This is a genomic window from Myroides sp. (assembly GCF_032073645.1).
Lineage (GTDB): Bacteria > Bacteroidota > Bacteroidia > Flavobacteriales > Flavobacteriaceae > Flavobacterium > Flavobacterium odoratimimum.
In genome coordinates this window covers 100,724-121,058 of record NZ_DAMANB010000005.1, presented here as the reverse complement: position 1 = coordinate 121,058, position 20,335 = coordinate 100,724, and the positions used below count along the sequence as shown (strand labels likewise).

General features: G+C 34.7%; 18 protein-coding genes and 1 pseudogene. 6 read left to right on the top strand and 13 right to left on the bottom strand.

Features of this window, described 5'->3' with window-relative positions:
- Nucleotides 1-11: 11 nt before the first annotated feature.
- From RT228_RS05555 to yddG, 6 genes and pseudogenes are all read right to left on the bottom strand, one after another.
- Entirely contained in the window at nucleotides 12-905 is an 894-nt protein-coding gene (locus tag RT228_RS05555) for an AraC family transcriptional regulator (RefSeq protein WP_006258248.1), read from the bottom strand.
- A 55-nt stretch (nucleotides 906-960) separates the two neighbouring features.
- Nucleotides 961-1,713 carry a hypothetical protein gene (locus tag RT228_RS05550; protein ID WP_006258250.1) on the bottom strand — a complete coding sequence of 251 codons (753 nt, stop codon included), beginning with the start codon at nucleotides 1,711-1,713 and terminating at the stop codon, nucleotides 961-963.
- 98 nt (nucleotides 1,714-1,811) lie between these two features.
- A pseudogene (locus RT228_RS05545) lies at nucleotides 1,812-2,675 on the bottom strand (alpha/beta hydrolase).
- Between the two features lie 193 nt (nucleotides 2,676-2,868).
- Nucleotides 2,869-3,429, bottom strand: a complete 561-nt coding sequence (locus RT228_RS05540; protein WP_006261533.1) for an SMI1/KNR4 family protein — start codon at nucleotides 3,427-3,429, stop codon at nucleotides 2,869-2,871.
- 12 nt (nucleotides 3,430-3,441) lie between these two features.
- Nucleotides 3,442-3,924: a hypothetical protein gene (locus RT228_RS05535; protein ID WP_016649117.1), complete on the bottom strand. Its 483-nt coding sequence runs from the start codon at nucleotides 3,922-3,924 to the stop codon at nucleotides 3,442-3,444.
- A gap of 77 nt (nucleotides 3,925-4,001) precedes the next feature.
- The gene (yddG, locus tag RT228_RS05530; RefSeq protein ID WP_253113561.1) at nucleotides 4,002-4,910 is read right to left on the bottom strand and encodes an aromatic amino acid DMT transporter YddG; all 909 of its coding nucleotides are present in this window, start codon (nucleotides 4,908-4,910) and stop codon (nucleotides 4,002-4,004) included.
- Nucleotides 4,911-5,155: 245 nt separating this feature from the next.
- Between yddG and RT228_RS05525 the strand changes: the two genes are divergently transcribed.
- Both RT228_RS05525 and RT228_RS05520 read left to right on the top strand, forming a co-directional pair.
- Entirely contained in the window at nucleotides 5,156-5,644 is a 489-nt protein-coding gene (locus tag RT228_RS05525) for a TonB-dependent receptor plug domain-containing protein (protein ID WP_233445996.1), read from the top strand.
- Complete coding sequence (locus tag RT228_RS05520) at nucleotides 5,583-6,719, top strand: TonB-dependent siderophore receptor (protein ID WP_253113559.1); 1,137 nt, start codon at nucleotides 5,583-5,585, stop codon at nucleotides 6,717-6,719. The genes RT228_RS05525 and RT228_RS05520 overlap by 62 nt, the downstream gene beginning before the upstream one ends.
- Here the strand turns inward: RT228_RS05520 and RT228_RS05515 are convergent.
- Entirely contained in the window at nucleotides 6,716-9,565 is a 2,850-nt protein-coding gene (locus tag RT228_RS05515; protein WP_006258256.1) for a DUF6493 family protein, read from the bottom strand. The genes RT228_RS05520 and RT228_RS05515 overlap by 4 nt on opposite strands.
- A gap of 1,052 nt (nucleotides 9,566-10,617) precedes the next feature.
- On the bottom strand, nucleotides 10,618-11,556 hold the full coding sequence (locus RT228_RS05510; RefSeq protein ID WP_006258257.1) for a ParB/Srx family N-terminal domain-containing protein: 939 nt from the start codon (nucleotides 11,554-11,556) through the stop codon (nucleotides 10,618-10,620).
- Between the two features lie 445 nt (nucleotides 11,557-12,001).
- On the opposite strand from RT228_RS05510, the gene RT228_RS05505 reads away from it, so the two are divergent.
- Nucleotides 12,002-12,997 carry an IS110 family transposase gene (locus RT228_RS05505; RefSeq protein WP_006258258.1) on the top strand — a complete coding sequence of 332 codons (996 nt, stop codon included), beginning with the start codon at nucleotides 12,002-12,004 and terminating at the stop codon, nucleotides 12,995-12,997.
- A 437-nt stretch (nucleotides 12,998-13,434) separates the two neighbouring features.
- Here the strand turns inward: RT228_RS05505 and RT228_RS05500 are convergent, their stop codons facing one another.
- The 3 genes from RT228_RS05500 to RT228_RS05490 form a co-directional block, all read right to left on the bottom strand.
- Nucleotides 13,435-13,920, bottom strand: coding sequence for a GNAT family N-acetyltransferase (locus RT228_RS05500; protein WP_006258259.1), 486 nt, complete (start codon nucleotides 13,918-13,920; stop codon nucleotides 13,435-13,437).
- A gap of 7 nt (nucleotides 13,921-13,927) precedes the next feature.
- Nucleotides 13,928-15,364, bottom strand: a complete 1,437-nt coding sequence (mdtD, locus tag RT228_RS05495; protein ID WP_006258261.1) for a multidrug transporter subunit MdtD — start codon at nucleotides 15,362-15,364, stop codon at nucleotides 13,928-13,930.
- A gap of 675 nt (nucleotides 15,365-16,039) precedes the next feature.
- Nucleotides 16,040-16,714 carry a hypothetical protein gene (locus RT228_RS05490; RefSeq protein WP_313138493.1) on the bottom strand — a complete coding sequence of 225 codons (675 nt, stop codon included), beginning with the start codon at nucleotides 16,712-16,714 and terminating at the stop codon, nucleotides 16,040-16,042.
- Between the two features lie 127 nt (nucleotides 16,715-16,841).
- Here RT228_RS05490 and RT228_RS05485 point away from each other — a divergent pair, with 127 nt between their 5' ends.
- Both RT228_RS05485 and RT228_RS05480 read left to right on the top strand, forming a co-directional pair.
- Nucleotides 16,842-17,297 carry a hypothetical protein gene (locus RT228_RS05485; RefSeq protein WP_006261552.1) on the top strand — a complete coding sequence of 152 codons (456 nt, stop codon included), beginning with the start codon at nucleotides 16,842-16,844 and terminating at the stop codon, nucleotides 17,295-17,297.
- A 67-nt stretch (nucleotides 17,298-17,364) separates the two neighbouring features.
- Nucleotides 17,365-18,084, top strand: a complete 720-nt coding sequence (locus RT228_RS05480) for a VIT family protein (protein ID WP_059051561.1) — start codon at nucleotides 17,365-17,367, stop codon at nucleotides 18,082-18,084.
- A 91-nt stretch (nucleotides 18,085-18,175) separates the two neighbouring features.
- Here RT228_RS05480 and RT228_RS05475 read toward each other — a convergent pair whose 3' ends face one another.
- Together RT228_RS05475 and RT228_RS05470 are read right to left on the bottom strand one after the other, a co-directional pair.
- Nucleotides 18,176-19,003, bottom strand: coding sequence for a helix-turn-helix domain-containing protein (locus tag RT228_RS05475; protein WP_006261554.1), 828 nt, complete (start codon nucleotides 19,001-19,003; stop codon nucleotides 18,176-18,178).
- Nucleotides 19,004-19,132: 129 nt separating this feature from the next.
- Entirely contained in the window at nucleotides 19,133-19,900 is a 768-nt protein-coding gene (locus RT228_RS05470) for a hypothetical protein (RefSeq protein WP_006265668.1), read from the bottom strand.
- Between the two features lie 205 nt (nucleotides 19,901-20,105).
- On the opposite strand from RT228_RS05470, the gene RT228_RS05465 reads away from it, so the two are divergent.
- The gene (locus RT228_RS05465; protein WP_230456741.1) at nucleotides 20,106-20,333 is read left to right on the top strand and encodes a hypothetical protein; all 228 of its coding nucleotides are present in this window, start codon (nucleotides 20,106-20,108) and stop codon (nucleotides 20,331-20,333) included.
- Nucleotides 20,334-20,335: the final 2 nt, after the last annotated feature.

Sequence of the window (20,335 nt, the reverse complement as noted above, 5' to 3'; positions counted from 1 at the left end):
ATATCCTATAATCAAATTCTTTTTCGATATTCTCGAGGAGAACAACCTACTTTTCGTTTAAAAAACTTACCAAAGAATGAAGTAGTATTAAAATGAAGTGATTCTGCTATCTCTGATATACTCAATGTCGAGTTAGCCAAAAGTAACTGTGCCTCAACTATTACAGCATCATCTATTAACTCCCCAATAGTCTTAGCCGTAATCTCCTTTATCACCTTAGCTAAATAGCTTTCAGAAACACAAAGTCTATCAGCATAAAAACGAACCAATTTCTCTGATTTAAAATGAAGCTGAAGAAGCTCTAAAAACTGAATAGTAAGGCTTTCCTTTCGAGACAAATTACTCTTTAATTCCTTATAATTATAATGACTCGCATCTACTAATTCCAATAAAAACAAAGCAAATAAATGCTTAATAGCTTCTTTTTGATTAGCAGACTTCCCTTTTTGGGTATTCTTATGATTGAGTAAAGTACACAGACTTAATAAAGAAGTTTGTTGCTCTTGATTCAGCATTAATTTAGTTACTGTATTCGGCGTTAGTAAGACGAAAGTACTCTTCTCATTTTGGGTATGTGTATTCTCTATCGCAAAAGCCCGATCAAAGCTAATAGCAATAAAGTTAATATCTTGACTAAACTCCTTAAACAGAATAACCATCTGTGGAGGAATAATCGTTATGGTACCAGGTTCTAACCGATACTCTATCAGATTTACCTGTACGGTGATCATTCCTTGAGTCACAAAGAGCAAAGTATAATTCTCATTGCGATAAGGATATTTTAAAGGATTATCTGTAAAAGAAGTCTGTACATCTACATAGATACCACTATCCTGATACTCCTGATCTAATAATCGAAGGATATCTTTTATGGTATAGTCATGTATCTGATCAGCATTACTCATCTTTTTTATTTACAAAAATAGAGAAAACCTACTTGATATACGCTCTATTATCCCATTAGAAGCCATCTACTTTTACTAAGTCTATTACTATTTTTAGCCCAGTTAGCAACTTATACTCCATCTTCACAAATCCATATTGTTCAGAAAAATAAGACACTAACTCTGTTTCCCCTAAAGTAGACTTAGCTGTAGAAACCACCTTAAGACAAGACAAATCTCCTAAAGCTGTAGAAACCATCTCTTGTTTTTCTATCCTGTAGGTATAGTCTAACAAGAGCTTTCCTTTCCATTCTCCCCACACTGGATTAGACCAAGAATCACCTATAATCATCTGATCTGACCAAGTATAACCTACAGACTTACCTAAGTGAACATAAGGAAATGGAGCTGTCTCTAATGCTTTAAAGAAATGGGAACGCATTGGGTGTAACCATACATTCTGTTCATTCTCTACCAATCCTGTTGAAGATCTAAAATCAGTCATAGGTTCAAAGCTATATCTTATTTCAGTCTGTCTTTTATTCGTTCTTTTACCCTTTTCAGGAGCTATAACCTCCATTTTAAACTGATCAGGCAGTGCCTCATCTTTAACAGAAGTCAAGTTCTCTGCATCCTTTGCATCTATAAATAAACTATCTCCTTCCTTGTTTTGAATCTTATAAGAATAATAAAAAGTACGTCCCACCTTATAGATAGCATTGTCTACATCTACATCCTTTTTTTCTATATATACTTTGTCGTAACTCTGAGCCATACTATTGCCAGACGCCACCAACACAAATAAAATTAAAAAACAATATCTCATCATAATTACTATCATTTACAAAAACTAAAGATAAGTATTTCAACACAATATCCTATAAAAAAGCTACCCTTATCGAGTAGCTTTAATGTATTTATATTCTCTTACTTAGAGAAATATGTACTTGGATACAACTTTTGAAATGCGTTGTTCACCGCCTGATGGATCACTGTTGAGTGTATTTCCTCAGGTAGATAGTCGAAGTGAGACTTGATATTCTTGTTCTTTTGAAGTGTCTTGAATAGTTGTTCCCCATACTCATACATCTTCACATCCTCTTCCTTATTAGGCACCCCTACATATACATTCACAGGTTGTTTTATCTTCTCTATCAGACACGTATGTGTCTTGTCTAATAGTTTCTCTTCACCCCACCATAGACTAGGACTAATAATAATATAGTTTGTAAATAGATAAGGATGATACTCTAACACATACGTAGAATACAGTCCTGCTAATGACTCTCCTATTACAGTACGAGTACTACTTCCTTTATAATTCTTCTCTATATATGGAATCAATTCAGACTCTAAAAATGCTGTATAAGCCTCAGCTCTACCATACTCCGGGAACATATCTTTACTAAAACCTGCTTTCTCTACGAAGTTTAGATTATCTACTGCAAAAGTCATATCCTTTCTACGGTTGATCGTCTCTATCCCTACGATAATAGAATTAGGAAAACGAGCTATCCAAGGTAGTGAGTTAAAACGCACTAACCCTGCCAGATGTATAAAATCCTCTTCTACCCCTCCATCTAAGATATACACGACACGACAGAATACTTAATAGTATCATTCGTATTATAATCTGGTGGCAAAACGATATTAATCGTTCTATCTTCACTTAGGACAGTAGAGTGTAGTTGATCTGTTGTTCCGAATGTAAGAGGTTTACTATTCGTTTGGCTAATACGATACGCCTAATAGCAACATACCCGTTACTAATAATGCTTTTATATTTATCATGTTTGGTTAGTTAATTTGTTGGCTTCAAAGATAAATAAATCATTGAGCTACAAAAGTTTTTTTATACCAAAACACCCCAAAACAGTATAGTATTAACAAGATAAAATGAAGATTATTTATCTATTTGTACTATTAGAACATCTATTAGTACAATTAAGACAATTACTAAATTTATAATCTCTATGTAAAAGCTTTAATAAAGTATTTCTTCCCAAAAAAAACGTGTATTAACACCAAATTCATTTTCTATTAAAGATAAAAAAGACTCTTCCTTACCACTTGCTTTAGCATATATTGAAGTACCTAACCCTTGAATAAAACTATCAAATGAAGGGGCTACTATAACTTTATCATCAAAAGATATTTCAGAAGAGACAACGTAAACAACTCCCTCTTTTAAAGATAGAAGTATAGTATAAGGATCTCCCAAACCAACAACCATAGCATCTATACTTAAACAATCTTGATACCAATAGTTATCTTTATTATTGAGGTTTATTAACCTATTAATATAATTTCCTCCACTACCAAATTGTATATTAGCCAAGGTTAAGTTTCCTAAATTATATCTCATTATAAAATCTTCAAACTCTTCTGGCAAAATAGTAATATTTAAGTACTCTTTTAACCTTAAAACTTCTTCTTTACTTCCTTTATAAGGTATTAATAATAGTTCTGAGATAATATCTTTATCAACATCAGCAAATTTCTTTTCGAGAAACACACTTACTTCTTCTATTTCAAACAATTTCATATTACAAACAATCTACCTTACATCCTCTGCACAACTATAAAACGTCTCTTGCTCAGTTATAGATCGATAATAAAACGTTCCCATATCTAGCCCTGTATCTTTAAACAATACATTAATATCTACTTCCGCTTCTCCTCTGTAAAACGCTTCAGAACTAACATATCCTACTGTATCTGTATTCAAATTAAGAACAATCAAATCCTCGTGAAGACCCGTACCTATAATATAGTACCCCTGTTTATAGATTTCTCTATTATGTGTTTTGAAGTTCTCTTTATGTAAATGAAATACCTGATCAAAAGTATTGATACCAAAACGCCACCCTGAGCGATATGAATGACGGATAAAGAAAGTTCCTATCTCTTCACCGAAGTTTTTGATAAAATTACCTTCTGCTGTCTTTGTTAACGGCCATTTGATTAGTTCATGCTCTTTACTTAACAGCTCAACTGCCTTATCAAAAAGAACAACATTCACTTTACTTTCTTTTTCCATAATACCTATTCACATTATCTTCTAATGACAAAATTAGAGTTTTAAATTCAGTTTATAACTATCTAGCAATTGTTTACTTATTTCTCTCCACTAATTGTCTCTACTTTTTTTGTTGAGAACCAACACAATATTGAACCAATACACACCATGACCGTCCCTTGCCAAAAAGATATTCCCAGTGGAGTCGCTAACAATACTGAAGAAAGAGCTGATGATAATACTGGTATAAAATAAGATGCCCCAGTTAATATCGTTACATTGCCTTCTAAAATCCCAACATTCCATGCTGCATAACCAAATCCCATAGCAAAAGCAGCTAATAATAAATAGACAATAGAAGATAGCGTAAAGAGCATTTCTACCTGCTCTTCCATAATAAAATATTTCATCCACAATACTAACGCTACCAACATAAAGAAAAACGTTATTCCATTCACTCCATTCGCTGAACGAACAGTAACTACACAATATGCTGACCATAGAATAGCTCCTAAAAAAGCTAATCCATAACTCAGTGGGTTAGTCTTAATATTTACAAACATCTCAGATAAATTAAACCCCTCTTCTCCCCCTAAAACCCAAATAATGCCTATTAATGAAGCTACAACACCAGGAATGATTAACCAATTCGCCTTTTTTGAAGTAAAAAGAACAGTCGCTATCATAGTAAAAGTTGGCCACAGATAATTAACCATTCCTATTTCTATCGCTTGCTTACTACTAGTAGAATAACCTATAGACAACGCTAGACATAACTCATAAGCAACCATCAAAATAGCACCATAAACTAAGTATCGACGAGGAAACTTAGACAGCGGTACCCATTTCGTAGTACACAACAGAAACACACTTGCTACAGTATAAATCATCGCTGCACCACCTGTAGAGCCAAATGAATAGCTCACTTCCTTAATAAGTCCTACAATAGAACTCCATAGTAGTATAGCACAAAAACCAATTATTGTAGCCTTAACGTGTTTAGTCATAGTATGTATTTTATAGTCTTAATAGTCTATATTTCTTATTAAAAAATTCTACACTAAGTATAGTTCTAAAAAGAAATACAATTGACAAAACTATTCTTTTTATACTTATTAATAAAAGCTCTGTCTAAAATAGTTTTAAAAGCGAACACCACTCATAAACTATCGTAAAATCAAGACTTCACACTATTATTAGGTAGTTTAATATTCTATATTTGCGATAACATAACAACACGACACTTAGAATAATGAAACACCTTTTTTTAATAGCATCTGTATGCTGTTATGCGCCTCTATTTGCTCAATCAAATGACACTATAACCAATCAAAAAATAAACGAAGTAGTAATCACCACTACTCAACAGCAAAAAGGTTATTCTTCTAAAATACCCCTAACTTATATTGAGAATCCACAGTCTGCCGATATCATCCTTCATCAAACTATGAAGAATCAAGTAACGACTAACATAAAAGACGTCTTACAGAATGCTACCGGGCTAGTACGAGTATGGGAATCAACAGGTGTAGGAGTCACAGGAGGAGAATATTATACAATGAGAGGCTTTGCATTCCAACCAAACTTACTCAATGGTATGCCTAGCTTTACTAATAGTACATTAGATATCGCTAATATTGAACAAGTCGAAGTAGTCAAAGGTCCTAACGGAACACTGTATGGGGGGGAATGTAATCTCCTATGGAGGATTAATCAATGTGATAACCAAAAAACCTTATGAACAATTAGGGGGTGAATTGAACTATATCGGTGGGTCAAACAACCTTAATCGAGTATCGTTAGACATCAATACCCCTATCCATAAAAAGCTTTTTATACGTTTAAACACAGCATATCACAAGCAGCACACTTTTCAAGATGCTGGTTATAAAGAATCTTTCTTCTTAGCCCCATCTATCCAATACAATATTAATGAAAAACTAAAACTATACGTTGACTTTCAGTATAAAGCTAATGAAGGAGCCCACGCCCCTATGTTTTTTATCTCTAGATATATGCCCGTGAGCTTTGAATCATTAGACCTATTTAAAGCAAATTACAAAAAAGCATATACTAGTAATGAATTAACCTTAAAAAACCCAACATTTACAGCACAAGCCAAATTAGAATATAAAATCAATGACCGCTGGACATCCAATACCATTATCAATAAAAACAACACCCAAAGCAAGGGATATGATATACTTTTTGAAGACATCGGCACCACAGACAACTTTGTCCGTTACATCTCTAAAATAGACTCAAAAACCAACATATTTAGTATCCAACAGAATATAACAGGTAAGTATAACATTGGCTCATTAGACAACACTATACTAATCGGATTAGACTATTTATCTAAAGAGTTTTCTAGTATAGATGGTGATTATATAGAGCATGGCATTATTTCTTTAGCCAATCAGTCTGACACAGGGGATTTATCTAAAGATGCCATTGAAACTAATTTATCCAATAGTAATTACATACATAACAAAGCGAAGACGCAGACCTTTAGCTCTTATATATCTAATGTAACTAATATTCTTCCTAACTTCTCATTCATGGCAAGTTTGAGATTTGACTATCTAGAAGGAAGTACTTCAGCAGTAAATAATCAAAAGACGAGTCAGACTACACTCTCTCCTAAATTTGGATTAGTCTATCAACCTATCCAAAATAAACTAGCTCTTTTTGCTAACTATCTAAATGGCTTTGTATTTCTAGACCCTGCTATTATCTCTGATCCAAATGGAACCAATAAAACTATTCAACCTTTTGATCCGGAACAAGCGAACCAATTCGAAATTCGTAATTAAGCGAACTGTCCTCGTAGTGTCACTGCTATTTTCTTCGTAGCGCTAACCTTACTCCACTCTTCTATCAAGGCAATAACTGTAGGATTAGTCACCTTAGCGTTATTTGTATGAAGCACCTCTACATACTGCTCTAATAGAGTCTTCAGACCTTTAATAGGACTAGCTCCTAATTGCTCTAAAATACTCTCTATGAATAACTGCAATGCTTGATTATGTTGCACACTCACATTCATCATAAACCCTTGTATAGAATCAGTCAAACGCTTAATCGTCACATATTCTTTTGCCTCTACTTTACCGATGATATGACCTACTTTTTGTTGATCTAGACGAAGTGCCTCTTTGATCCAATATTCTGCTACGAAAGCACGCGTTACCTTATCATCACATATCAATGCAAGCCCAAAGAACAAATAGAATTGCTCTGAGAAGACCACATTATTCATTTGCAACAGATACGTAAACATCCCTTGAAGCAATTTCTTCTCTGCTACTTCGAAGGTAGCACTACCACCATAATGCAGGCATTTCTCTACCACAGCTAAGTAAATAGGATCTAACTGTCTAGGATTAATAGCCAATAAAGACTCGCTTAAATTCACTTTAGTATCTCTAATCTGGTACATGATCAAGCCCATTAGATTTGCAGACCCCATACGATCACCTACTTCTGTCTTTGGCATCGCTTTATTAATACGGCTAAAGATTAAAGACAAATTAATATCATACGGTATCTGCTCAAACTTCAGTTTCTTATGCGTAAATACCTTATCTATCTGCGTCTTCGTTTTATGATCCCAATCCTTATACGTATGAGACTCTTCTATCACTTCCCAGTTTCCTAACCAACCTGCACAGTATTCTTGTTGCTCTTTGGTATAGCGTTCATTCGTCAAACTTTCTAAGGGTTGATGAGGGTACTTTAACGCTGCCGCTACTCTCCATATATCATAGTAATCTGCTGACTCTTCTTTTACCTCTCCATTACCTAAATAAAACTCAAATATCGCTAGCAACTCCCCTTTTAGTTGTTGCTGAGCTAGTGTCAACCCAGCCTCTTCTGTATTTTTATCTATACGTGCTAATGCAATCTGTAAATCCACTGCATCTACTAATTCTCCCTCTTTTTGATAAGCTACTAATCGATCTACCAATACCCTACTATCTATATAAAAAGGCTCATGTGTAGGCAAACTCAATATTGGGAAAATACGCTTCTCTTTTACCAATTGTAAACTGTAGTAATACACTGTCAGATAAGGGCGCAAAGCAGCATAGTAATAACTAAATCGATTACTTGCCTCTAACTTTACCTCTCCTAGCGTGATTCCACTATTGGTATATATCTCTGCATTAGCATATTTGTGATACAGCTTGTCTAATGCTGTAGTCTCTATAGTAGGATCTGCAATCAACATACGCGCCCACTCTAACAGCCAAAAAGCCATAGCGTTCTGTATCGTACTCGTTGACCACAAATCTTTAAAGGTCTTAAATACCTTATCAAAAGCAGGTAATAATTGATCGATGTGCTCTGCTTTTAATTCTCCTTGAAGTCTAATAATCGCATCTATGGTTTGCTCATAGGCATAGTCACTCTCCAATGTCTTCCAAGCCGAACAATGGAAAATCAAATCTTCTACTGTCGCAATAGCCTGAATAGGCACTAGCTCCGCTTCTCCCTCTACTACAGCCTCCGCAAGCGTTACACTCTCCTGCACACTCATATATCCACTAAACAACGTCTTCGTCTCACTCATCATCATTTCTTGATAAGCTTCTAATTGCACTGCCAGCTCCTCATTAGGTTGAGCATATTTCACGATTTGCTTCGCTACTTTAGTCTGCATCGCTTGATCCTGTATATGCAAAGCCCCTACGATAGCAACAGCACTCGCCTCCTTATAGGTAGGATGTGCTTTATCCAATACAGCCACGATACGCATCGCCTTATTGATCGTCGCCTTAACGGTACTGCTCATTAATATAGGCAGACTATTAACAAAAGCCTCTACGTGAAAAGCCTTGTCTTTCGCTATTTTAAACAAGATGTCCAATGCTTCATTGACCACCTTAGACAATGGACTATTCAACAATTGGAAGATATCCTCCTGAAACGACAAGATCTCATGATCAGCAAGAGACAATTTACTTAACAAATTCACATTCCATCCACACAACGCTTGATTCGTATGAGTCAATGCTCCTTGAATAACAGTTTGTACAATGCGTTGTTTATCTAATCGTCCTTGTTCTATTAATGTTGCGATGACCTCATCCCATGAGTAGTGATTAATGTTCACTTCATGATCAAACAAATACCAAAACTCCTTCTCTAACAACTCAGGGTATTGATCAAATAATTCAACCTTACTTGCATTGACCATCACAGTCGCCCAAGTCGCTTCTGTCAATGGGGTCTTAAATACTCCTTTCTTATAAGACTCATATAAATAGCCTATCTCATTAAAAGGCGCTCTCACCCATCCTTCTCTAGCCGAATCATTGATATAATCACCTAACCAATCAGGCACATACCAATCCAATACTTGCTTAAACTCCTCCTCACTAATAATCCATATTCCCGTAAAATCTTTATATGTACAACAAGCCAATACCGCCACACTCACAGCTGATCGCTGCTCACTATTTCCTCTATATCCATACGAATTCCTATTGCCCTCCTCTGGTACATACTCTTGATAGTATTTCCCTAACTTAGAAATCTTCTTAGTGTACTTAAGCCTTTCCTCTAAAGGGGTTTCCTTAAGTAAGAGAAGTAATCTTCTAGTATTCCCTTTTCTTACAAACTCTTCTAATTCAGTATAAAATATATCTTTACTCATAGCGATTCTCTTGTGGTTTTGTTGTTTTGGTATGCTGTGTTTTTATAATCTCACTTTCAAGACCGAAAGATACAATTTTACAACCTAAAATAAATAACGGAATAAAGGGGTTTAAATAACAATATTACAGTTTATATCCTCCCTCCTCGTCATACCTACTTCTTCAAGACCACTACAACATCTCTTCAATATTCCTTCAACAAATAGCCTCTTAACTAGAGCATTCTTGGGGAAATGTTGAAGAAGTGTTGAAGGAAATCACTCTATGAAGCGTCTTTACTGGGATTAGGGTAGGTTGATTATTTTATATTTTTATGTATTATAAACATAAGCACCTAATTATAAGAAACATATACAAATAAGGTAAAAATAAAAAACTATCCTTTTTTAATGGATAAGAGGCTAAAAGAGGTTTTATGGACTAAAAATAGCTTGTAATTATAGTTAATTAGAATTGATTAGGGTTTTTTTAAAGCAATTAAGGGGTGTATTTAGTAAAAAACATGCTTAATTATACTGCGGATGTATTACATACATCACTACCATTGCGTGCCGATAGGATGGGATTCTTCGCAAGCTCAGAAAGACATAGCATACGGGGTATTGTGAGGATGTATGTAATACATCCCTACCGTTGTGTGCCGATAGGATGGGATTCTTCGCAGGCTCAGAAAGACATAGTATACGGGGATTGTGAGGATGTATGTAACACATCCCTACCATTGTGTGCCGATAGGATGGGATTCTTCGCAGGCTCAGAAGGACATAGCGTACGGGGTATTGTGAGGATGTATGTAATACATCCCTACCATTGTGTGCTTATAGAATAGGATTCTTTGCAGGCTCGGAAGGACATAGCGTACGGGGTATTGTGAGGATGTATATCATCCCTACCATTGTGTGCCGATAGGATGGGATTCTTCGCAGGCTCGGAAGGACATAACGTATGGAGTATTGTGAGGATTTGTGATAGTGTAAAGATATTGGTTTATAAAAGACAATTTACTTGAACGAAACAACAAAAGACCAAAATCACAAAAACTATAGTAAAATTACAGCTCATCTTGTAACTGCTTAATATACTTCTCTCTTTCAGGATAATCAATGCGTTCTAGATATTCTGTTACCTCTGAGAGCCATTCTTCATTGGACTTGATCTTTACTCGAGCTACTGTTTTTTGTTGGAAATAAGGTCTATCGTCAAAAGCCTGAGCCAAATGCTGATTCATTGACGCTGCTGTTTGTGGACTTACGGGTTTACCTTCTGATTTAGCTAAAGAATGTAATATTCCTCGCTGATAATCAGGGTTCATAATAGCTTCTTTATACTCTCCTGAATAGGCTAATACTACTGGGATTTCTTTCTTTTCTAAGATAGCTGCTCTTAATCTATAGTTGCCATCTATAATCCAATATCCTCCAAGAGAGGGGATGTGCCATGCGAATATAGGCGGTAGTGTTCCCTCTATCGCTTTCTTGCGCCACCATTTTAGACGACCGGAGTATTCAACTACTTGACGTGAGTATAACAACTCTCTATCCCAAGAGGCATAAGTAAAGGCATCAAAGTCATCTTCTACGGCTACAGTCGTTCCATAATTAGGTGGTGAGGCAAAGTCTTTATATCCTTCAAAAAGCCAAATAGAGTCATAAAAGAAGTGCTTATCTGATGACACCATTTCTTCCGCAAAATAGCGAGACCATGACTTTAGTCTTTCTTCAGTTGATAGCTCTTTGCGCTTCTCTACTTCTTGGGAATTGATATTCTTAATCAGTCTACTCTCCTCTTCGAAAGTTCTTACTAATCCTATATCACAGAAGTCTCTGCTGATTAGTCCCCACATCACTGGTTTATCTTCACAGACCAACTTCATCTTCCAATTCGAACCACTCAATAATTGCATTGTAGGAGGTGTTAATCCTTCTACGGTTAATTCTAATGCTTTCCATTGTTTACGTTCATCTGTGATATCTTTCCAATAATATTTCATGGGGTGTATTTTATTGAGGTAGTAAAGGTAAGGTGTTTTTATTGAAATGGGTGCGAAGTCGGAAGACTTCGCACAGCATACAAGACGTGATAGCGATTGTGTGACACGCATAATAATGCGTCACTACATGATATGCTATCCTAATTGCCGAAGACAAACATTCGATAATTCAAGCGGAACATAAAACATTAAGTACTTAGATTGTGTGACACGCAAAATATTGCCTTTAGATTTGTTGAATGAGAAAATGATAATTTTATAGAAGTATAATGATACAACCTAACCAACAAAGTGAACCAGTTTGTATTGCAAAGATTTGGTCTTATGAGACGTTTAGGACTTTGTTGGTTTTACTAAAAAAGCATCAGATAGTAATTAAGACGTAGTGGTCTAGTATAAGGTATAGATAGCATTTTAGTATAGGTTGTAATAAAATAATCATCTTATGAACAAATTTAATCATTTTGTTGGAATTGATATTTCAAAGGAATATTTCGATGCCACATTATTTAATGGCCTAACTACTTTAGAACACAATCAATTTAATAACTCAAAAAAAGGAGTTGATGAATTGATAGATTGGATAAAAGGTTTTAAAGCAAGTCTAGAAAAAACATTAATCTGTATGGAACATACAGGTATTTACAAAAACTTTTTAGTTGATATACTATCAAGCAATAAATGTAATTTATGGATTGAAATGCCTTTACGCATAATTAAAAGTAGTGGCGTTCAAAAAGGTAAAAATGATAAAATCGACTCTCAAAGGATAGCTATGTATGCTCATAGATTTCAAGATAAGGCTATGTTATTTAGTGGATCTAAAATTGTTTTAGATAAACTACATGCTCTTTCTAAACAACGTAGAATGTATCTTACTTCTAAAAGCGCTATTCAGACAAGACTTAAAGAACAAAAACTTTTTGATAAAGAAATTTACAATACCTTATTTGAAAACGATAATAAGATTATAAATCTTTATGAAAATATTATTGAAGATATTGATAACCAATTAGATAAACTAATTAAAGAGAATCAAGAGATACTTGAGGTATATCAATTTGCAACATCAGTTAGAGGAGTTGGGCCTAGAACTGCTATCGCTCTAATTTGTTATACTAAAAACTTCACTACATTTAATACCTCAAGAGAATTAGCCTCTTACTGTGGAGTGGTACCATTTCAACATACATCTGGAAAAAGTATTAGAGGAAAAAACAAAGTCCATTTTATGGCTAATAAAGATTTAAAAAGACTACTTCATTTATGTGCTGTTTCTTGTGTTCAATCTGACCCAGAAATAAAGACATTTTATGAGAGAAAACAAGAGGAAGGTAAACATAAAATGTCAATATTAAATAGTGTTAGAAATAAACTAATACATCGCATATGTGCCTGTGTAAGAGACAGGAAAATGTATGTAGAAAAACAAGTAATCTAAAGAACTTAATTATACAATAGCGTTATAAAATAGTAGAGGATAGCTAATACTACCCTCCAATACACCTATGCCTGGTTTTATTGAAATATTATTATAAAAACATAGTAAATTTTACGAATTATCATTTGTTTATATCATAGTAATCGTCTCTACATAATATGCTATCCTAATTGCCGAAGACAAACATTTGATAATTCAAGCGAAACATAAAACATTAAGTACTTAGATTGTGTGACACGCATAATAATGCGGCTCTACATGATATGTTATCCTAATTGCCGAAGACAAACATTCCATAATTCAAACCTAATACAAAACATGAAGTAAACATCTAGTGTGTGTTTTAAGCACTTAGATTGTGTGACACGCATAATAATGCGGCTCTACATGATATGCTATCCTAATTGCCGAAGGCAAAAACTGTAAACTGTTAACCGTTAACTGTTAACCATTAACTCAAACCTTCTCTTTCCTTCTACCTCGTAATCTGATACTTCTACGAAGCCGATATTTGCCATCATCTTTAGAGACTTTTCGTTTCCACTACGGGCGATGCCCACTATAGTAGTTACCTCAGGTTCATTAGCTTTGATAAACTCCATTAAGCCCTCTGTTCCCTCTTGTCCATAACCATATTTCCAGAAGTCTCTTCCTATAGAAAAGCCTATTTCTACAGCTGTTGGAGATTCAAAGAAGTACATCGCAGTTCCGATTAATACCTCTGTATCTTTCTCTATCACCGCCATTCTCATTTTGGTTCTACTGTCCCATTCTTTATGAGCTTGAAGCACCATATTCTCTGCTTCTTCTATCGTCTCAAGAGGTTTACTTCCTCTGTATTGCATCGCGTCTTTATCAGAGTAGATGTATAATAATTGTTCTTTATCTTCTATGATTAATGGTCTAAAATATAATCTGTCCATGGTATCGTTAATTTGTTTGTTGTTTTGGTTCCTTGTATTCTCTTTTTTCGACTAGGCTTGCTCCTGCTTCTACATTTAATCTTGCAAATACACGACTAGATAAGATGGTGATAATTCCCATGACTAAAAAGGTGTATCTAAACACGTCTATTCCTTGATCATTGGTCCCAATACTGCTATTTTGGAACATCACTAAGATCATCGCTGAAATAGAAATACCTAAGCTAATCGCTAACTGCTGAGTAACAGAGAGTAATGTATTCCCTTCACTCGATGTATCACTGTCTAAATCTGCTAATGCTATGGTATTCATAGAAGTAAACTGTACTGCATTAAATGCTCCATTGCAAATCATCAAGATCACCAATATCCACATTGGGGTATTTTTATTGATAAAGAAGAAACAAGAGATGATTATTCCGGTCAATATTGTATTGACAATCAATGTATTTCGATAACCAAACTTGCGTACAATAGGTACTACAAAGTTTCTAAACACTAGATTAGAGCCTGCCTGAGGAATCATCATTAACCCTGCAAAGAAAGCAGAATACCCAAAGCCGACTTGTAGTAATAAAGGAACCATTAGAGGCATTCCTCCTACACCAAAACGAGTAACAAGATTACCTACCAGCCCTATTCTCAACGTTTTTATTTTTAAAAGGCTCAGTCTAATTAAGGCTTTTGTAGTCTTCTGTGCATATCGAATATAGCCTATCACACAGATTATAGTCAGCACGGCTAACAACAATAAAGTTACTGCTGTAAACTGTGGTGAGTTCCAACGCTCGATAATCAAAGTAAGTGTCGTCAGTCCTCCACTGATCAACAACCAACCTTTCAAGTCAAATTTGCCTACTGTATTCTTAAAATTAGGCACAACCTTTCTCGCCCAGAAAAGAGCTATAATTCCCACAGGCAGATTGATTAAAAATATCCAATGCCAAGAGAACTTCTCTACTAAGAATCCTCCTGCTGTAGGCCCTAACATTGGCCCAATCAATACAGGTATCGTAATAAAGTTAATAATACTCAACAACTGATCTTTAGGATAAGCGTATATTAAAATTAGACGAGCGACAGGTACTAACATAGAACCACCGATAGCCTGAAATATACGTGCCAAAACGAGTTGATCTAAGGTATTCGCTATAGAACAAAACAGAGAGCCTGCGGTAAAAATACCAATCGCTAACATCAACATATTACGTGTACCAAAGCGATCTGCTAACCAGCCACTCAAAGGAATAAGCAGAGCCACAGTAAGAGTATAAGACACGATAACACTCTGCATCTCTAAGGGAGACTCTCCTAAACTCTTCGCTATAGAAGGCAAGCTGGTATTAAGTATAGTTCCATCCAGCGCTTGCATAAAGATGGCTAATGCAGCTAGCCAAGGCAAGTGCTTTTTTACTTTTGGGTCTTCGACGATCCCTATTTCCATAATGTTGTTTACTTAGATTAATGAATACTCATCGCTTAGCTGAAGTCTTTATAGGATCGGTTATTCTCTACTTATTAGGACAAACTATATCTCTTAATCTCATGTACTTACTCTTCTTTATCTCTTCTAAGCAAAACCATCCACGATGATATACAAATATAAATAATCCTATTCATTCCGTTACTTGTCCTATGACAAGTTCAGTCTAAAAGAATACCAAAAAGACCTCAGCTCTACTAATAAAATCACAACATTACTTCAATTAATGTACCGAATAGAAGTATATCTTATTTTTTATACAACAAATTCAGTTGAAGCTCATTTGTATAATTTAGTAAAACTTTAGGGATTTCATTGGTTAACAGTGAACGGTTTTAAATCGCGTTTAAATGGCTATTAATCTTGTGAAGTAATAAATTGAAGTGAGCTATTAAATGTAAATAAACTTAAAAGCAATATAGAGATGGAATACCTTCCATATAACACATAATATATCATCCACATTGTGTTCTGACAAAATATAAGATAAACTAAACTTCCCCTTTATTGCTCTAGATTAGGTACACTAGCAGTATTCATGATATATACTAATTCAGACAACGTTCCTCAGCAACAATATCGCGTGGATACTTCACAAATCCCCAACCGATCAAGTGACCTAAAAGAGATAAATGCTTAATGCCTCACTTGATAAGGATACCAATCAAAAGAGGTCTCATGAAGTGCAAAGAAATGCGTTGGCAAGACTAGTCCGATAGCCTCTAGCCCTTTCTGTAAAGCGGTAGTGTCTTCTAATTCTTTTATTTCAGCACCAATCATCTGTTTATACTCTCCTGCTAATTCATCAAAGTAATACACCTTCATCTCTCCATCGAAGACTACTGCTATTTCTTCATCTATATCCCCTCCCCACATCTCACACTTATAGTACATGAAAGGTTGTTTTGTCTCTTCATTTAACTGTTGTAAGAAAGCGAGTAACTTACACTGTTCTAATGTAAGGTTCAGAGACAATACCATTGGAACAATCTCTATATGTTCTAAGAATTGCCATTTGTTCTTTTTATATTCAGCATAACTTGCATAAAACGCATTGGCCTTATCATCATAGGCTGTTCTACTCATAGAAGGATTGATAACGAATAGTCCATCCTGAGGTAGGCTGTGTTTAATATGCTTTCGTTCGTGATGCTCATTCTCAAAGAAGATCTCTCTGGTCCATTCGCTTCTGATTCCCTTTTCTAGTGTATCTATATTGAATAATCCTTGTCTTAATTCTTCTATTTGTTGCAATCGTTCTATCACTGTGGTATTTGCAATAGTGTACACCTGTTCTGCGCTCCAGCTCATAGTATCTATTTTAGGCTAAGATACAATTATCCGTTTTTACCTAAAATAGGTTTGCTAAAAATTGTCTTGCTAATCCTTTGCTTTATTTGTAACTTGCTGTATAACAAAACAACACTTCACTATTCTTATGGTACAGTCTCAATATAGTTCAAGAATTATCAAATTATTATTGATTTTACTTATTATTGCTTTAGTACTTTTTACCCTATTTTACTTTATGGCAGATGATGCACAGAGTGGCCATGTTGGCTTCAAAAGTCATTATGGCTTCGTAGGAGGAGTTACCTTAGGGTTAGTCTTATTTGTATTTAGTTTTTCATTAACGATGACGATGGTCAAGGATATCACAATCCAAGAGAATGATATCTTAGTCAGAAACCTTATTGGAAGCAAAAAGAAATTTTACAAACCAAATACAGTATGTGTGCTAGCACATACTAAACGAGTTTTTCTAGGAGCTACAGAATACATCGTACTTCAAGAAGGAGAAAAAAGCACAAAGATATTTGAGTTTAGTTATAAAAACTTCGAAGAAATAAAACAACATCTCAATATAGATGTAGAAGGAAAAAGGAGAGAATAGTGTCAAAAGCACTACCTCTCCTTTTTTCTTAAAACTTCTTTTTTAAAAAATACGAAAACACACTAAAATGAGCGATAAAAAAGATAAAATAACGATAGACAACTATCTAGATAGTCATTATATCAACCGAAGTAATTGGCTTAGGGCAGCTGTCTTAGGGGCTAATGATGGTATTATATCTGTATCGAGTTTAGCGATAGGTGTTGCGACAGCTAGTGCATCAAGAGAACCTATACTACTTGCCACAGTGGCAGGGCTAGTAGCTGGTGCATTATCGATGGCTGCTGGAGAATATGTATCTGTAAGCTCTCAGACGGATATAGAGAATGCGGATATAGAAAGAGAAGCAAAAGAACTTGAAGAAATGCCTGAAACGGAATTAAAACTTCTAGCACAGATCTATGAGAGGCGTGGATTAAAAAAAGAAACGGCTATGCAGGTGGCTATTGAGTTAACTGAAAAAGACGCTTTAGCTGCTCATGTCAGAGATGAATTAGGGATTAATGAAATTAATCAGGCCAATCCTATGCAAGCAGCTCTAGCCTCGGGTGCATCATTTACTATCGGTGGAGTACTCCCTCTTGGGGTAGCCCTATTAGCACCAGTAAGTGAGATGGAATACTGGTTATATGGTTTTACGATTGTTTTTCTAATAACATTAGGAGCATTATCAGCGAAGACTGGCGGATCAAGTATCAAAAAAGCAGTACTCAGAATCGTTATCTGGGGATCTATAGCCATGGGACTATCTGCTCTAGTAGGTTATCTCTTTGGTGTGAATGTATAAAATACTCCTTGCTGTAAATACAAAGAGAACTTAGTAGTGGTACTAAGTTCTCTTTATATATTAATCAAACTTTTCTAAAAGTTCTAAATAACTACTTATTTCTATACCCTAAAGGAGAATCTCCTATATGTAACTTAAAAAAGCGGTTGAAGTACGAAATATTATCAAAGCCTAGTTCATAAGCACATTCTTTTACAGTCATATGACTGTGTTTTAATAAATACTGAGCCTCTAGTAATAGACGTTCGTGTATTAACTGAAGTGCAGTCATCCCAGTCTCTTCTTTTATGACTTCTGTCAAATGCTTAGGCGTAATACCCATCAAGTCTGCATACTGTTGTACGGTTTTAAGCTCTTTAAACTTCTCTTCTAAGTGTTGTTTAAAAGTATAAGTCAATTGGTACTGTCTATTCATTCCCTTGTGAAAGCCTAAGAGACAATACTCACAAGCTCGGTTGTAATCATACAATATCTCTATCAGCTTCAAGCGAATGATATTAAGGTGATAAGGTCCTTTAGTGTCTAACTCCCATGCGAGATTATTAAAGTTCTGCAAGACCTGTTTAAAAGAGTCTTCTAACTTATACATAGGTGGGTAATCTGCATTTAAGAACAGCAACTCATCCACAATCATCTCCTTGACATAATTGCGGTACAAAAAACACTTCCTAAAAAAAATCTGTAAGACTCTAAAGTCATCTGAAGCTTGTCCTCCAAGATAAATTACTTCTGGTGAAATAATAGACATAGAGCCCTCGTGAATGGTAAACTTATGGTATCCTACTTTTAAGTCTATATGTCCTCTAGTACAAAGGATAAGTGTATAGTAATCTTGCTTTTGAGGAGTAGTCAATACTAGATTATCTACTCTTGTATAAAAATCTATTTCTTTATTTGTTTCTAAACCAACTGTCTTCATCTTCCCTTCTATTTTATCAGACTACAAAATAAAACTAATTAGCAATAGGAGTCCTTAATATTACCTTAAATTCCGTGTTTTGTACTATATCTTCCGACTAATTATGCTTCCTTATAGATATTTACTCCTTTATTTTTTAACTAAATAAACCATTGCTTTAGCCACTTTATCCATATCTAAACTTAAAGTAGGTGCACTATACACATCAGGTAACATATATGCTTCTCCATTATTTAAAACAAACATTCTATCTCTCTTCTCATTCCATTTACCAACTAAGATGTAACTTCTAGTAGTATTATCATAAACAGAAATATCGTATACTATGTTTATTCCTCCATTATCTTTATAACGTTTTACCTTTCCATAAGAAACAAAACTTCCTTTTTCATTCCTACCAAACTCCCCTAAATCATTAAATACCCAATTTTGGCTAGAAAATCCTTTTACATATTCTTCAGTATCAACATAAGCCTTTCTATTCACTTCTAGCATAGCTCTAGTTTCAGAATCATCATAAGTCATTATTGCTTTAGCAGCTTCTTTATCCAATCCTGTAGGTGTAAAAATCTTGTAAATCCCAAAAGTAAACTCATCAATTACAATCTTAGACTTAGACATACTCCACTTCTTATGAGTAGGACGAACTAAAACAACCTTTTCCTTGTCTTCTGGCAATGTTACTCTAACATAAAACTTTTGTCCATCTGCTATACGAGGATCAGCTATAACAACAGGTTCATTATCTAAGGTAGAAATAGTATAAACTCCTTTAACTTCTTCGACATTAGCAATAGGTGTCTTATCATATAATACCTTTCCTTTTTTAAACACCACTTTCTGTGCTGTAGCAAGTGTACTTACACTTAACAATAAACAAACTAAAAAACTCTTCATAGTAATTATTTTAAATTATGTTAATACAAATCTACAAAATAATGAATACTAATTAGATACATTTTATACATATCCCAAGAGAAAAAAATCTTATGAAAACCTCCTTCGTTAAATAATCCTCTTTTATGTATACTATCCACTTTATATTCAGTATATTTATCTACAAGAGAGTAGTTAAAGTTATTTAGAAAATGTCAATATGCCTATGAAACCAATTAGAACGGAAGAAGATTATCACATGGCTTTAGTTAGATTACAGCTATTAAAAGATGCTAAGCCTAATACTCCTGAAGCAGATGAATATGAAGTTATAAATATTTTACTAGAACATTATGAACGCGAAAATGCTCCTATGGGAATGCCAGATCCTATAGATAGTATCAAAATATTTACAGAATACTTTAAAGAAGAAGATCCTGATAAGGAAGAATAATA

What these genes read in the sequence shown, in the direction of transcription:
- RT228_RS05555 (WP_006258248.1), bottom strand. Translation starts at nt 905, where the DNA reads ATGAGTAATGCTGATCAGATACATGACTATACCATAAAAGATATCCTT.
- RT228_RS05550 (WP_006258250.1), bottom strand. Translation starts at nt 1,713, where the DNA reads ATGATGAGATATTGTTTTTTAATTTTATTTGTGTTGGTGGCGTCTGGC.
- RT228_RS05540 (WP_006261533.1), bottom strand. Translation starts at nt 3,429, where the DNA reads ATGAAATTGTTTGAAATAGAAGAAGTAAGTGTGTTTCTCGAAAAGAAA.
- RT228_RS05535 (WP_016649117.1), bottom strand. Translation starts at nt 3,924, where the DNA reads ATGGAAAAAGAAAGTAAAGTGAATGTTGTTCTTTTTGATAAGGCAGTT.
- yddG (WP_253113561.1), bottom strand. Translation starts at nt 4,910, where the DNA reads ATGACTAAACACGTTAAGGCTACAATAATTGGTTTTTGTGCTATACTA.
- RT228_RS05525 (WP_233445996.1), top strand. Translation starts at nt 5,156, where the DNA reads ATGAAACACCTTTTTTTAATAGCATCTGTATGCTGTTATGCGCCTCTA.
- RT228_RS05520 (WP_253113559.1), top strand. Translation starts at nt 5,583, where the DNA reads ATGGGGGGGAATGTAATCTCCTATGGAGGATTAATCAATGTGATAACC.
- RT228_RS05515 (WP_006258256.1), bottom strand. Translation starts at nt 9,565, where the DNA reads ATGAGTAAAGATATATTTTATACTGAATTAGAAGAGTTTGTAAGAAAA.
- RT228_RS05510 (WP_006258257.1), bottom strand. Translation starts at nt 11,556, where the DNA reads ATGAAATATTATTGGAAAGATATCACAGATGAACGTAAACAATGGAAA.
- RT228_RS05505 (WP_006258258.1), top strand. Translation starts at nt 12,002, where the DNA reads ATGAACAAATTTAATCATTTTGTTGGAATTGATATTTCAAAGGAATAT.
- RT228_RS05500 (WP_006258259.1), bottom strand. Translation starts at nt 13,920, where the DNA reads ATGGACAGATTATATTTTAGACCATTAATCATAGAAGATAAAGAACAA.
- mdtD (WP_006258261.1), bottom strand. Translation starts at nt 15,364, where the DNA reads ATGGAAATAGGGATCGTCGAAGACCCAAAAGTAAAAAAGCACTTGCCT.
- RT228_RS05490 (WP_313138493.1), bottom strand. Translation starts at nt 16,714, where the DNA reads ATGAGCTGGAGCGCAGAACAGGTGTACACTATTGCAAATACCACAGTG.
- RT228_RS05485 (WP_006261552.1), top strand. Translation starts at nt 16,842, where the DNA reads ATGGTACAGTCTCAATATAGTTCAAGAATTATCAAATTATTATTGATT.
- RT228_RS05480 (WP_059051561.1), top strand. Translation starts at nt 17,365, where the DNA reads ATGAGCGATAAAAAAGATAAAATAACGATAGACAACTATCTAGATAGT.
- RT228_RS05475 (WP_006261554.1), bottom strand. Translation starts at nt 19,003, where the DNA reads ATGAAGACAGTTGGTTTAGAAACAAATAAAGAAATAGATTTTTATACA.
- RT228_RS05470 (WP_006265668.1), bottom strand. Translation starts at nt 19,900, where the DNA reads ATGAAGAGTTTTTTAGTTTGTTTATTGTTAAGTGTAAGTACACTTGCT.
- RT228_RS05465 (WP_230456741.1), top strand. Translation starts at nt 20,106, where the DNA reads ATGAAACCAATTAGAACGGAAGAAGATTATCACATGGCTTTAGTTAGA.